This window comes from Actinosynnema pretiosum (genome assembly GCF_002354875.1).
In the GTDB taxonomy this organism is placed as follows: domain Bacteria; phylum Actinomycetota; class Actinomycetes; order Mycobacteriales; family Pseudonocardiaceae; genus Actinosynnema; species Actinosynnema auranticum.
On record NZ_CP023445.1, the window covers coordinates 2,810,473 to 2,824,744 of the forward strand.

Genomic DNA, 14,272 nt, shown 5'->3' on the forward strand with positions numbered 1-14,272 from the left:
GGTTTTTCCTTCGGCGGGGTTCGTGTTGACCGGGGGTGTCGTGCGGGCGGAATCGGGGTTGCGCAATACGGCGATCGGGGACTTTCGTCAACGCTGAATTGAGTGTTTATCGGTTGTTGTCTGGCTATTCAGCGGCACGCCCGCGGCCGGTGGCGGGGGTGTACCCGGTTCCCCTGAGGGGTAAGGATCGTCGGACGAATCCGGTGGGGCTGCTGGTGTATCCACCACTACACCGAATGGTTGTGATCTTGCTCACAAATTTTGCGTGAGCCGTAATGCTTTGGTGTCGGATGCATGACGAGGTCGTGACCTGGGTGGGCGGAAATTCTCGATCTGCCAGGTTACTGCCCAGTTCAGCCGCCGTGCGGTTCCGAACAATTTGTCCCCGATCCTTTTTCGAAAGCGTTTCCTGCCGGCCGAACGGGGGGTGTTGACCCCGTCGTGCCTCCTTCTCTTGACTACGGCTGATCGATCATCGGGTCGCCTACTCGCCGTGCCGGGAGACGTTCATGCGAGTGGTTCGTTCGGAACTGGTCATCGCGCTCAACCCGGTCCACCGGTCCGCGCCGCGACTCACCGCCGCCGCCGCGCGCGCCGGTGCGCTCGCGGTCCTGGAGCTGCCCGCCGACCTCGGCGGGGCGGTGCGCGCGCTCGCGGACACCGCCCGCTGGACACCGGGCCGCTTCGGCGTGCGCGTGCGGCCGGACTCGGTCGTGCCCGCGCTGCCCGAGGCCGCCGAGGTCGTGCTGCTGGCCGACCCCGCGCGCTCACCGGCCGAGTTCGTCGACCGCGAGGTGCTCGTCGAGGTCACCGACCTCGCCGAAGCCGCTGCCGCGCTCGCGGCGGGCGCGGTCGGGCTCGTCGCCAGGGGGCGCGAGTCCGGTGGGCGGGTCGGTGAGCTGAGCACGTTCGTGCTGCTCCAGCAGCTGCTCGCCGAGGTCGGCGACGTCCCGGTGTGGGCCGCGGGCGGCATCGGGCCGCACACGGCCGCCGCCGCCGTCGCGGGCGGCGCGGCGGGCGTGCTGCTGGACACCCAGCTCGCGCTGTACGACGACGCGGGCCTGCCCGTCGCGACCACCGAGGCGCTGCGCGGGCTCGACGGGTCGGAAACCGTTGTGCACCAAGGCGTCCACTTCCTGCACCGGCGCGGGCCGGGCGCCACCGCGCTGCCGGGGGACCCCGCCGCGCTGCTGCACCACGACCCGGCGCGCGGGCTGCTGCCGGTCGGGCAGGACGTCGCCCTGGCCGCCGCGTTCCCCCGCCGCTGGCCCACCGTCGCCGCCGCCGTGCGCGGGGTGCGCGACGCGATCACCGGCGCGTTCGCCGACGACGCCGCCCGCACCGCCCTGCTCGGCGACCAGAGCGCGGCGCGAACCCAGCGCACGCCGTCGACCGCCGCCGCCGCGCTGCCCGGTGACCCGCCGGACGCGCGCTCGTGGCCAGAACCCCTTGCCCCGCAACGTGAGAGCGCTCTCGGCACCGCCCTCCCCGTCGCCCAGGGCCCCATGACGCGGGTCAGCGACAGCCCCGCCTTCGCCGCCGCCGTCGCCGACGCGGGCGGCCTGCCGTTCGTCGCCCTCGCGCTCTCCGGGGCGGACCAGACCCGCGCCCTGCTCGAACGCACCCGCGCCGAGCTGGGCGGGAAGCCCTGGGGCGTCGGCATCCTCGGGTTCGCCGCCGAGGACGTGCGGGCCGCGCAGCTCGCCGTCGTCGAGGAGGTCCGGCCCAGCCACGCCATCATCGCGGGCGGCCGTCCCGCGCAGGCCGCCGCGCTGGAGGCCAAGGGCGTCTCCACCTTCCTGCACGTCCCCTCACCCGGCCTGCTGCGCCAGTTCCTCGCGGCGGGCGCCCGCAAGTTCGTGTTCGAGGGCGCCGAGTGCGGCGGGCACGTGGGGCCCCGCAACAGCTTCCCGCTCTGGGAGTCCCAAGTGGACGTCCTCCTGGAGCACAGGGCGGGAGCCGGGACGGCGGTGCTCTTCGCGGGCGGCGTGCACGACGCGCGCTCGGCCGCCATGGTCGCCGCGCTCGCCGCCCCGCTGGTCCGGGCGGGCGTGGAGGTCGGCGTCCTCATGGGCACCGCCTACCTGTTCACCGTCGAGGCCGTCGACGCGGGCGCGATCGGCGAGGTCTTCCAGCGGCACGTGGTCACCGCCACCCGCACCGACCTGCTCCAGACCGCCCCCGGCCACGCCACCCGCTGCGTCGCCAGCGGCTTCACCGGCGACTTCGCCGCCCTGCGCGCCGACCTCGCCCGCGACGGCGTCCCCGACCGGGAGGCGTGGGAGCGCCTGGAGCGGTTCAACGTCGGCCGCCTGCGCGTGGCCAGCAAGGGCGTCGAGCGCGTCGGCGACGAGCTGCGCGACGTCGACCACGAGCGGCAGGCCGCCGAGGGCATGTTCATGGCCGGAGAGGTCAGCGTGCTGCGCTCGGCCACCACCACGATCGCCGACCTGCACGCCGACGTCACCGCCGGTTCCGCCGCGCACCTGGCCCGGCGCGAGGAGGAGGTCCGCGCCGCCGCCCCGCGCCGCACCGCCCCCGAGCCGAAGCCGCTGCGCGTCGCCGTCGTCGGCATGGCCTGCATGTTCCCCGGCGCGCCCGACCTGCCCTCCTTCTGGGCCAACGTCCTCGCCGGTCGCGACAGCGTCACCGAGGTACCGCCGGAGCGCTGGGACCCCGAGCTGTACTACGACCCGGACGGCGACGGCGAGCGCACCCCGTCCAAGTGGGGCGGTTTCCTGCCGCCCATCGGATTCGACCCGCTCGCCTACGGCATCCCGCCCGCCTCCCTCGGCGCCATCGAACCCGTGCAGCTGCTCGCGCTCGAAGCCTCCCGCAGGGCGCTGCTCGACGCGGGCTACCCGCACGCGAGCACCGACCACTCCCGCACCTCCGTGGTGTTCGGCGCGGAGTCCGGCAGCGACCTGTCCGGCGCGACCACCCTGCGCACCACCCTGCCCGCCTACCTCGGCTCCGTGCCGCCCGCGCTCGACGCCCAGCTGCCCAGGCTCACCGAGGACTCGTTCCCCGGCGTGCTCGCCAACGTCATCGCGGGCCGCGTCGCCAACCGCCTGGACCTCGGCGGCGCCAACTACACCGTCGACGCCGCCTGCGCCTCCTCGCTCACCGCCGTCGACGTGGCCTGCAAGGAGCTCGTCACCGGCAGCAGCGACCTGGTGCTGTGCGGCGGCGCGGACCTGCACAACGGCATCAACGACTTCCTGATGTTCGCCTCCGTGCACGCCCTGTCGCCCACCGGCCGCTCCGCCACGTTCGACCACGCCGCCGACGGCATCGCGCTCGGCGAGGGCGTCGCCTGCGTCGTGCTCAAGCGCCTGGAGGACGCCGAGCGCGACGGGGACCGGGTCTACGCGGTCATCGACGGCGTCGGCAGCGCCAGCGACGGCCGCGCCCTCGGCCTCACCGCCCCGCGCCCCGAGGGCCAGCGCGCCGCCCTCACCCGCGCCTACCGCGCCGCCGGGATCTCCCCGGCGCGGGTCGGTCTCGTGGAGGCGCACGGCACCGGCACCGTCGTCGGCGACCGCACCGAGCTGCGCACCCTCACCGAGGTGTTCACCGAGGCGGGCGCGCGGCCCGGCTCGTGCGCGGTCGGCTCGGTCAAGTCCCAGATCGGCCACACCAAGTGCGCGGCGGGCCTGGCCGGGCTGATCAAGACCGCGCTCGCGCTGCACCACGGCGTCACCCCGCCGACCCTGCACCTGAGCAAGCCGAACCCGGCCTGGGACCGCGACACCAGCCCGTTCACCTTCCACGCCACCGCCCGCCCGTGGGCCGCCGCCCCCGCCGACCGCGTCGCGGGCGTCAGCGCGTTCGGCTTCGGCGGCACCAACTTCCACGTGGTGCTGCGCGCCCACGACCAGCCGCCCGCCCGGCACGCGCTCCACGAGTGGCCGGTCGAGCTGTTCCTGCTGCGCGGCAACGACTCCGGGGCCGCGATCGTCGAGCGCGCCGACCGCCACCCCGGCGCGCGGCTGCGCGACCTGGCCCGGTTCGCCGCGACGCGGGCCGACGTCGCCGCCGGGCGCGGGGAACCGGTCCGCACCGCGATCCTCGCGGGCAGCGTGGCCGAGCTGCGCGCGAGGATCGCCGGGACCGACACCGAGGGCGTGTTCACCGCCGACGCCGCCGAACCCGGCCAGCTCGCGTTCCTGTTCCCCGGTCAGGGGAGCCAGAAGCCGGGGATGCTCGCCGAGCTGCTCGTCGCGTTCCCCGAGCTGCACGACCACCTGCGCCTGGGCGCCCGCTGGGCGGACGCGCTGTACCCGCCCACCGCGTTCGACGGGGAAACCGCCGCCCGGCAACGGGAGCGCGTCACCGACACGGCCACCGCGCAACCCGCGCTCGGCGTCGTGGAGCTGGCCGCCACCGAGCTGCTCGCGACCTTCGGCGTCCGCCCCGACCTGGTCGCGGGCCACAGCTACGGCGAACTGGCCGCGCTCGCCGCGGCGGGCGTGTTCACCCCGGCCGACCTGCTCACCGCCAGCGCCGCCCGCGCCGAGGCGATCCTGGACCAGGTGCGCTCCGGCGACCCCGGCGCGATGGTCGCGGTCACCGCGCCCGCCGACGTGGTCGAGCGGCTGGTCGACGGGCTGCCCGTGGTGGCCGCGAACCGCAACTCCCCCAAGCAGACCGTGCTCTCCGGGCCCACCGCCGCCGTCCGCGAGGCGGAGGAGCGGTTGCGGGCTGCCAAGCTGGGCACCAAGGCCATCCCGGTCGCCTGCGCCTTCCACAGCCCGCTCGTCGCGGGCGCGGGGGAGCGGTTCAAGCGGGTGCTGGACGCGATGCCGCTGCGCGCGCCCGAGATCCCGGTGTGGGCCAACCGGACCGCCGCGCCCTACCCGGCCGACGCGGACGCCGTGCGCGCCGAGCTGGCCGCCCAGATCGGCGCGCCCGTGCGGTTCGCCGAGCAGCTGGAGGCCATGCACGACGCGGGGGCCCGCGTGTTCGTGGAGATCGGGCCCGGCCGGGTGCTGCGCGGGCTGGTCCGCGCCGTGCTCGGCGACCGGCCGCACCGCGTCGTCACCCTCGACGGCGGGCTCACCGGGTTCCTCACCGCGCTCGCCGTGCTCGCGGTGTCCGGCGCGGACGTGCTCGCCGGACCGCTCGTGCGCGGTCGCGACGCCGTCGACCCGGCCGACGCGCCACCCGTCCCCGGCTGGACCGTGGACGGCCACCTCGTGCGGCGCGCCGACGGGAGCATCCAGCCCGGCGCGCTGCGCCCCGCCCACCGAGTCACCGCGGAGCTGATCGTGCCCGAGCAGCAGGCCCAGCAGCAGACCGGAACGCCCGACGCGCTGGTGGCGGAGTTCCTGCGCACCAGCCGTGAGATGATCTCCGCCCAGCGGGACGTGCTGCTGACCTACCTCGGCGCGGCAGGGGCGCCCGCACCCGTTGTGCTGCACCAGGTCGCGCGACCGGTGACGGCTGCGGAGCCGGTGGCCGCGGCGCAGGCGGCTGTGGCGCGATCCGCTGTGGCGCAAAACGTTGTGGCGCAAGCGGCTGTGGCCGTCGTCCAGCCCGCACCGGTGGTGGACGTGCTGCGCGCGGTCGTGGAGGTCGTGGCGGAGCGCACCGGCTACCCGGTGGAGATGGTCGAGCCGGACCTCGACCTGGAGGCCGACCTGAGCGTGGACTCCATCAAGCGGGTGGAGATCGCGGGCGAGCTGGCCCAGAAGCTCGGGCTCGCGCTCGACGCGGACAGCGGACTGGACGACCTCGCCGCCGCCCGCACCGCCACCGCGCTCGCCGACGCCCTGCGCACCCGCCTCCCGCAGACCGCGCCCACCGCGCCCGTCGCCGTCGCGGCGGTCGTGGCCACCGGGCCGGACGTGCTGCGCACCATCGTGGAGGTGGTCGCCGAGCGCACCGGCTACCCGGTGGAGATGGTCGAGCCCGAGCTGGACCTGGAGGCGGACCTGAGCGTCGACTCGATCAAGCGCGCCGAGATCGCGGGTGAGGTCGCGACGAGGCTGGGCCTGGACGTGGGCGACGGCTCGCGGGTGGAGGAGCTGAGCGCGGCCCGCACCGCCGCCGCGATCGCCGCGCTGATCACCGGCGCCGCGCCCGCCGCGACCCCTTCCCCCGCAACGACTCCCGCCGCCCCGGCGGTCGTGCTGACCGCCGCCCCGGCCGCTGGCGCGCCCGCCCTGACGCCCCCCGCGCGCACCCCCGCCCCGACCGCCGCCGAGGCCACCGTCGTCGCCCCCAAGCGCCTGGTGTTCCGGGAGGTCCCCCTGCCCCTCCCGGCCACCACCGACCTGACCGGCGCGCGCGTGCACCTCGTCGGCGTCGACCAGCTCACCGGCGCGGACCGCGAGATCCCCGCCCGCCTCGCCGCCCTCGGCGCGACGCTGGCGGACGCCCCCGCGGGCGCGGTCGTCGTCCACCTCGGCGCGCTCGACCCGGCGGAACCGCCGCTGCCCGAGGAGTTCCCGCGCTTCCAGGCGGTCCTGACCGAGGGCCCCACCGCCCTGCTCGCCGTGGACCGGCGCGGCGAGGGCTCGGTCACCGGGCTGCGCGGCTTCTTCCGCACCCTCGCCCGCGAGTACCCGGACCTGCCCTGCGCCCTCCTGGAGGCCGCCGACCCGGTCGCCGCGATCGCCGCCGAGCTCACCGCCCCGTCCGGCCACCCCGTCGTCCTGCACGGCGAGGACTCCCGCCACGCGCTGGAACTCGCCTTCGAGGACCTCGGTCCCCTCGCCTCCTCCGGAGCCGGACCGGCCGGTGACGGCACGGCCGAGGCGCTCGCCGCCGGGCTGGACCGGGACGCCGTGGTGCTGCTGGTCGGCGGCGCGCGCGGCATCACCGCCCGGTTCGCCAAGTCCCTCGCCGCGGCCTCCCGCTGCCGCCTCGAACTCGTCGGCCGCACCCCGCTGCCCTCGGGCCCCGAGGACCCGGACCTGGCCGCCGCAGGCGACCGCACCGCCCTGCGCGGCGCGTTCCTGAGCCGGGGCATGACCTCGCCCGCCGAGGTCGAGCGCGCCGTCAGCGCCGCGCTGGCCGCCCGCGAGGTCCGCGCCACCCTCGCCGAGCTGACCGGCCTCGGCAGCGAGGCCCGCTACCACGCCGTGGACGTCCTGGACGCGGAAGCCCTGCGCACCACGGTCAAGCGCGTCCACGACGAGCACGGCCGCCTCGACGCCGTCGTGCACGCGGCGGGCGTCATCGAGGACAAGCTGGTGGCGGACAAGAGCGTCGAGTCGTTCCGCCGCGTCTTCGGCACCAAGGTCGACGGCGCCCGCACCCTCCTGGACGCCGTCGACACCCTGCCCGAACCGCCCCGCCACGCCGTCCTGTTCGGCAGCATCGCCGCCGCGCTGGGCAACCGGGGCCAGTGCGACTACGCCGCCGCCAACGACGCGCTGGAAGAGCTGGCCCGCCGCTGGAGCAAGCCGGGCAGGCGCGGCCTGACCGTCCACTGGGGACCGTGGGCGGCGGCCGGAGGTGGCATGGTCACGCCGGAGCTGATGCGCTCCTACGCGGCGCGCGGCATCGCGCTCATCGACCCCGACGAGGGCCCGCTGAGCCTGCTGCGCGAGCTGGCCTACGGCGCCGACGACCGGCACGCCGTCGTCTACACCGCCTCGGGCTGGTGACCGGCGTGACCGAGGTGGCCATCACCGGCATGGCCGTGCTGCTGCCCGGCGCGCCGGACCTGGACTCCTACTGGCGCAACATCGTCGGTGGCGTGGACGCCATCACCGAGGTGCCGCCGGACCGCTGGGACCCCGGCTTCTACGACCCGGACGCGCACGGCACCCGCCGCGCCGACCGCGTCTACTGCCGCCGGGGCGGGTTCGTGGACGCCGCCGTGGACGCGGCCGGGTTCGGCGTCATGCCGCGCTCGGTGCCCGGCACCGAACCCGACCAGCTCATCGCGCTCCAGGTCGCCGCCGACGCCATCGCCGACGCGGGCGGCGAGTCCGCGCTGCCCGCCGACCGGCGGCGCGTCGGCGTGGTGCTGGGCAGGGGCGGCTACCTCACGCCCGGCCTGGTGCGGCTGGACCAGCGGGTGCGCACCGCCACCCAGCTCGTCACCACGCTGCGCGAGCTGGCGCCCGAGCTGGACGAGGCGCGCCTGGAGCGGGTGCGGGCGTCGTTCACCGACCAGCTCGGCCCGGAGGCCCCCGAGGCCGCGATCGGGCTCGTGCCGAACCTGGCCGCGTCCCGCGTGGCCAACCGGCTCGACCTGCGCGGCCCCGCCTACACCGTGGACGCCGCCTGCGCCTCGTCGCTGGTGGCCGTGGACCACGCGGTGCGCGAGCTGGCCACCGGCCGCTGCGACGTGGTGCTGGCGGGCGGGGTGCACCACTGCCACGACATCACGCTGTGGAGCGTGTTCAGCCAGCTCGGCGCGCTCTCGCCCAGCCAGCGGGTGCGGCCGTTCCACCGCGACGCGGACGGCGTGCTGATCGGCGAGGGCACCGGCGTGGTCGTGCTCAAGCGGCTTGAGGACGCCGAGCGCGACGGGGACCGGGTCTACGCGGTGATCTCCGGGACGGGGGTGGCCAGCGACGGCCGCTCCGCGAGCCTGCTCAACCCCGCGCAGGAGGGGCAGGCGCGGGCCGTGCGGCAGGCCTGGGACGCCGCCGGGCTCGACCCGCGCGCGCCCGGCGCCATCGGGCTCCTCGAAGCGCACGGCACCGGCACCCCCGCCGGTGACGGCGCCGAACTCGCCACCCTGGCCGAGGTGTTCGGCCCGGCGGACGGCGAGCGCGCGGTGCTCGGCTCGGTCAAGTCCATGATCGGCCACACCATGCCCGCGGCGGGCGTCGCCGGGCTGGTCAAGGCCGCGCTCGCCCTGCACCACAAGGTGCTGCCGCCCACCCTGCACTGCGACGACCCGCACCCGGCGCTGGAGGCCACCCGGTTCACGCCGATCGAGCGGGCCCGGCCGTGGGAGAGCGACGGGGTGCGGCGGGCCGGGGTCAACGCCTTCGGGTTCGGCGGCATCAACGCGCACGTCGTGCTCCAGGAACCGGTGCGGGGCACCGGGAAGACCGGGTCGGCGCAGGTCGTGGAACCGACCAGGGTGCTGCGGCTGGCCGCCCGCACCCCGGCGGAACTCCTGGCTCAACTGGAGAACCCGGTCCCGCTCGCCGAGACCGAGCGCACCGACCTGCCCTGCCGGATCGGGATCGTCGACCCCACCGACCGCAAGCTCGCGCTCGCCCGCCGCGCCGTCGCCAAGGGCGCGCCGTGGCGCGGGCGCAGCGACATCTGGTTCACCCCGACCCCGCTCGGCGGGCGCACCGCGTTCCTGTTCCCCGGACTGGAGGCCGAGTTCACCCCCGAGGTGGCCGACGTCGCCGCCCGCTTCGGCCTGCCCTGGCGCGACACCGGGGCCCGCGTCGGCGACGTCGGCGGCCACGGGGCCGCCGTGTTCCAGGTCGGCAGGCTGCTCGACGCGGCCCTGCGTCAGGTGGGCGTGCGGCCGGACGCCGTCGCCGGGCACAGCGTGGGGGAGTGGACCGCCATGGCGGTCGGCGGCATCCACTCCGCGGAGGAGGTCGACGCGTTCCTCGACGGCTTCGACCCGGCCTCGCTCCAGGTGCCCGGCGTGGTGTTCGCGGTGCTCGGGACCTCGGCCGACGAGGTCGTGCCGCTGCTGGCCGAGCACCCGGACGTCGTGCTGTCCCACGACAACGCGCCCAGCCAGTCCATGGTCTGCGGGCCGGAGGCCGAGGTGGCGGCCGTGGTCGCGGTGATGCGCGGCCGGGGCGTGATCAGCCGGGTGCTGCCGTTCCGCTCCGGCTTCCACACCCCCATGCTGGAGCCCTACCTCGGCCCGATCCGGGACGGCGCGGCGAGGTTCACCCTGCACCCGCCGCGCGTGCCGGTCTGGTCGGCCACCACCGCCTCGCCGTTCCCCGCCGAACCGGACCGGGTGCGCGCGCTGTTCGTGCGGCACCTGCTGGAACCCGTGCGGTTCCGGCCGCTGGTGCGGGCCATGCACGACGCCGGGTTCCGCACGTTCGTGCAGCTCGGCGCCGGTCAGCTCGGGTCGCTGGTCGCGGACGGGCTCTCCGCCGACGAGCACCTCGTGGTGTCCGCGCACGGCGGGCTGGCCCAGCTGCGGCGGGTGGTGACCGCGCTGTGGGCGCACGGCGCGGACCCGGACGTGACGCCGCTGCTGGACCTGAGGTCGCCGCCCGCCAACGGGGTCCCGGCGCGGCGGCGGACCCCGGTGAAGCTCGACCTCGGCGGCGCGCTGGTGTCCCTGCCCCTGGAGCAGCGCGCGCCGCTCACCCCGCCCGCCGCGCCGCGCGGGCTGGACCTCGGGGACGGCCCGCTGGCCGCCGAGCTGACCGCGCTGCTGCGCGAGACCGCCGACGCCGCGGCGCGGATCACCCGCGCGGGCAGGACCGCTGCGCCCCAGCGCTTCCCGGCCGCACCACCGCAGGTCGCGCCGCAGCCCGCCGTGCCCACCTCGATCAGGTTCGACCTCGCCACCATGCCCCACCTGATCGACCACTGCTTCTTCCGCCAGCGCGAGGGCTGGCCCGACGACGCCGACCGCTGGCCCGTCGTCCCCGCCACCACCGTGATCACCCACCTGATGGAGCTGGCCGAGCGCGCCGCGCCGGGCAAGCGCGCCGTGGCCGTGCACGACGTCCGGCTCCTGCAGTGGATCGTCGCCGAACCGGCCACCGAGGTCGCCGTCCGGGTGGAACCGTTGTCCCCCAACCGGATCAGGGTCGTCCTCGAAGGCTGCTCGCAGGCCGAGGTCGAGCTGGCCGACCGGCATCCCGCCGCGCCCGAGCCGTGGCCGCTGGACCGGCCCGAGCGCGTCCCCGACCTCACCGCCGAGCGCTTCTACGGCGACCGCTGGATGTTCCACGGCCCCCGCTTCCAGGGCGTCACCGACCTGATCGCGGTCGGCGAGCGGCACGTGCGCGGCACGATCGCCCCGCTGACCGCCCCCGGCGCGCTGCTCGACAACGTCGGCCAGGTCTTCGGCTACTGGGTGATGACCGAGCTGCCCGAGCGCACCACCGTGTTCCCGGTGCGGATGCGGCACATCGCCTTCCACGGCCCGCGCCCGGACGGCCCGCTGCACTGCCACGTCCGCATCACCGAGGTCACCCCGACCGGGGTCACCGCCGACGCCGAGCTGTCGGCGGACGGCCGGGTGTGGGCGCGCTTCACCGGCTGGGCCGACCGCCGCTTCGACACCGACCCCGGCATCCGCCTGGTCGACCGCTGGCCCGGCAGGCACACGCTGTCCACAGTGGACGGGAACCTCGCCGTCGTGCACGAGCGCTGGCCCGACCTCGCCACCCGCGAACTGGTCATGCGCAACGTCCTCGGCGGCGCCGAGCGCGCCGACTACACCGCCCAGCCACCGCACCGCCGCCGCCACTGGCTCCTCGGCCGCATCGCCGCCAAGGACGCCGCCCGCACCGTGCTCTGGCGCGAGGGCGACGGCGAGGTCTACCCGGCCGAGCTCGCCGTGCGCAACGACGACGCCGGACGCCCGCTGGTGCGCGGAGTCCACGGGTTCGACCCGCGCGGCGTCGCCGTGTCCCTCGCCCACGCGGGCGAGGTTGGCGTGGCGCTGGCCGGGCGCGGCGAGCTGGGCGTGGACGTCGAGGTCGTCGAGGAACGGCCGCGCGGCACCGAGAACGCGGCCTGCGACGAGGCCGAACTCGCGCTGCTCGCCGGGCTGCCCGGCGAGCGCGCGCACTGGTTCACCAGGTTCTGGGCGGCAAAGGAAGCCGTCGGGAAGGCGCTGGGCACCGGGCTGGGCGGGAGGCCGCGCGCCTTCCGGGTGGTCGCCGCGACCGAGGACGCCGCGCGCGTCGAGGTCGACGGCCGCGCGTTCGCCGTGCGGCTGCGCGACACCGCCAACCCACCGGGACTGCCCGAACGCCGGTACGTGGTCGCATGGACGGGAGACAGGGCATGAGCAGCGGGACGACGACCGGGCGCGCCGCCGACGCGGACACCGTGCTGGCCGACATCAGCGGGATGCTCCGCGTGGTGCTGGGCGACTACGGCCTGGAGGACGCGGAGATCACCCGCGACTCGACCTTCCACGGCGACCTGGAGATGGAGAGCATCGACCTCGTCACGCTGTCCGCCGCACTGCGCGAGCACTACGGCGACCGGGTCAACTTCGCCGAGTTCGTCGCGGACCTGGAGCTGGACGAGATCATCGCACTGACCGTGGGCAGGCTGGTCGACCACGTCGTCGCCTCGCTGCGGGAGGCGCCGTGAGCAGGGTCGCGACCGGGAACGTCACCACGCACGTCCAGCTGCTCCCCGCAGCCGGGGGTGACCCCGGCGCGCCGGTCGTGGTGTTCGTGCACGGGCTGCTCACCGACAGCCTCGCCAGCTACTACTTCACCCTCGGCCCGGCGTTCGCGGCGGCGGGGGTGGACGTGGTGATGTACGACCTGCGCGGGCACGGCCGCAGCGACCGGCCCGCCACCGGCTACCGCCTGGAGGACTTCACCGACGACCTGGTCGCCCTGCTCGACGCGCTCGGCGAGCGCAGGCCGGTGCACGTGGTCGGCAACTCCTTCGGCGGCACCATCGCCTGCGCCCTCGCCGCCTGGCACCCGGAGCTGGTCGCGGGCATCACGATGCTGGAGTCCGAGCCGCCCACCCGCGCCTGGACCGGGCACATCGCCGAGGGACTGGCCGACGCGCACGACAAGCTGCGCCACCCCGAGGCCATCGCCTGGATCGAGGCCAACCACGGCGGCCACACCGCCCGGTTGTCCAAGGGGGCCAACAAGATCCTGCAGTCCACGACGCTGGCCGCCGACGTGCCGCGCAGCCGGGTCATCGGCGGGCTGGAGGAGATCGGCAGGCCGATGCTCGCGGTGTTCGGGGACGAGTCCGGGCTGGCCGCGCAGGTCCCCGAGCTGCGGGCGCGCGGGTTCCGCGCCGAGGTGCTGGCCGAGCAGGGCCACTCGGTGCTGATCGAGCGCCCGCACGAGGTGCGCGAGCTGGTGCTGGACTGGGTGCTGGGCCTGCACGACGCGGGCGGTGAGCTGCCCGCCGCGTCCCCCGCCGTGACCCCGGCCGCGTCCGGGATCGTCGGGTGAGCCGGTTCCTGTTCGTCGCGCCGCCGCTGGTCGGGCACGTCAACCCGCTCACCGGGGTGGCGCGCGAGCTGGTGGCGCGCGGGCACCGGGTGGCCTGGGCCGGGCACGGCGAGCTGCTCGGCGCGCTCGTGCGGGAACCGGTGTTCCCGTGCGCGGTTCCCGAGGACGCCCCGGCGGAGCGTCCGGCCGGGCTCACCGGGCCGTCGGCGTTCCAGTTCCTGTGGCGGGACTTCTTCGTGCCGCTGGCCGACGCGATGGCGCCCGGCGTGGCCGATGCCGTCGACGCCTTCGAGCCGGACGTGGTGGTGTCCGACCAGCACGCGGTCGCCGGGTCGCTGGTGGCCGAGCGGCGCGGCGTTCCGTGCGTCGGGTCGGCCTCCACGTCGGCGGAGCTGGTGGACCCGCTGGCGTCCATGCCGAAGGTCGCCGCCTGGGTCGACGGGCTGCTCGCCGCGCTGCGCGAGCGGCACGGGAACCCGGTGGCGCGCAACGATCCCCGCTACCCGGAGCACGGCGTGCTGGCGTTCACCACGGCCGCGCTCGCCGGGTCCGTCGACCGGCCAGGGCTGCACCTGGTCGGGCCCGCGCTCGGGAAGCCGAGGCCGGGGGTCGGCTTCCCGTGGGCGGAGCTGGACGGGCGGCCGGTGGTGCTGGTCAGCCTCGGCACCGCCAACACCGGGGTGGGCGGGCGGTTCCTGCGCGCGGCGGCCGAGGCGTTCGCGGACCGGCCGGGGTTGCGCGCGGTGGTCGTCGACCCCGGCGGCGAGCTGGGGGCGGTGCCCGACAACGTCCTGGTGCGGCAGCGGGTCCCGCAGCTGGAGCTGCTCCCGCGCTGCGCGGCGGTGGTGTGCCACTCGGGGCACAACACGGTGTGCGAGGCGCTGTGGCACGGCGTCCCGCTGGTGCTCGCGCCCATCCGCGACGACCAGCCCATCGTCGCCGGGCAGGTGGTCGACGCCGGGGCCGGGCTGCGGCTGCGGTTCAACCGGGCCGGGGCCGAGGCGATCGGCAAGGCCGTCGACGCCGTGCTCGACCCGGCGGGCGGGCACCGGGACGCGGCACGGGCCATCGGGGACAGCTTCCGCGCGGCAGGCGGCGCGAGCGCCGCGGCCGACCACCTGATCGCGGTCGCCCGCTGACCGCCCGGCGCGCCCGGCGGAACCCCCTGCCCCGCCGGGCGCGCCACCCGCGCCCAT

The 14,272-nt window shown here is 76.2% G+C and carries 5 protein-coding genes; all 5 read left to right on the forward strand.

The features are described from left to right. Positions 1-509 precede the first annotated feature (509 nt). The 5 genes from CNX65_RS12635 to CNX65_RS12655 are packed head-to-tail and all read left to right on the forward strand — an operon-like array spanning position 510 to position 14,215. Complete coding sequence (locus tag CNX65_RS12635; protein WP_096492959.1) at positions 510-7,616, forward strand: type I polyketide synthase; 7,107 nt, start codon at positions 510-512, stop codon at positions 7,614-7,616. Continuing rightward, positions 7,613-11,929 carry a type I polyketide synthase gene (locus CNX65_RS12640; RefSeq protein ID WP_096492960.1) on the forward strand — a complete coding sequence of 1,439 codons (4,317 nt, stop codon included), beginning with the start codon at positions 7,613-7,615 and terminating at the stop codon, positions 11,927-11,929. Before CNX65_RS12635 ends, CNX65_RS12640 begins: the two co-directional genes overlap by 4 nt. Beyond that, positions 11,926-12,240, forward strand: a complete 315-nt coding sequence (locus CNX65_RS12645) for an acyl carrier protein (protein ID WP_096492961.1) — start codon at positions 11,926-11,928, stop codon at positions 12,238-12,240. The genes CNX65_RS12640 and CNX65_RS12645 overlap by 4 nt, the downstream gene beginning before the upstream one ends. Further along, positions 12,237-13,076, forward strand: coding sequence for an alpha/beta fold hydrolase (locus CNX65_RS12650; protein WP_096492962.1), 840 nt, complete (start codon positions 12,237-12,239; stop codon positions 13,074-13,076). Before CNX65_RS12645 ends, CNX65_RS12650 begins: the two co-directional genes overlap by 4 nt. Beyond that, positions 13,073-14,215: a glycosyltransferase gene (locus CNX65_RS12655; protein ID WP_096492963.1), complete on the forward strand. Its 1,143-nt coding sequence runs from the start codon at positions 13,073-13,075 to the stop codon at positions 14,213-14,215. The genes CNX65_RS12650 and CNX65_RS12655 overlap by 4 nt, the downstream gene beginning before the upstream one ends. Positions 14,216-14,272: the final 57 nt, after the last annotated feature.

What these genes read in the sequence shown, in the direction of transcription:
- CNX65_RS12645 (WP_096492961.1), top strand. Translation starts at nt 11,926, where the DNA reads ATGAGCAGCGGGACGACGACCGGGCGCGCCGCCGACGCGGACACCGTG.
- CNX65_RS12635 (WP_096492959.1), top strand. Translation starts at nt 510, where the DNA reads ATGCGAGTGGTTCGTTCGGAACTGGTCATCGCGCTCAACCCGGTCCAC.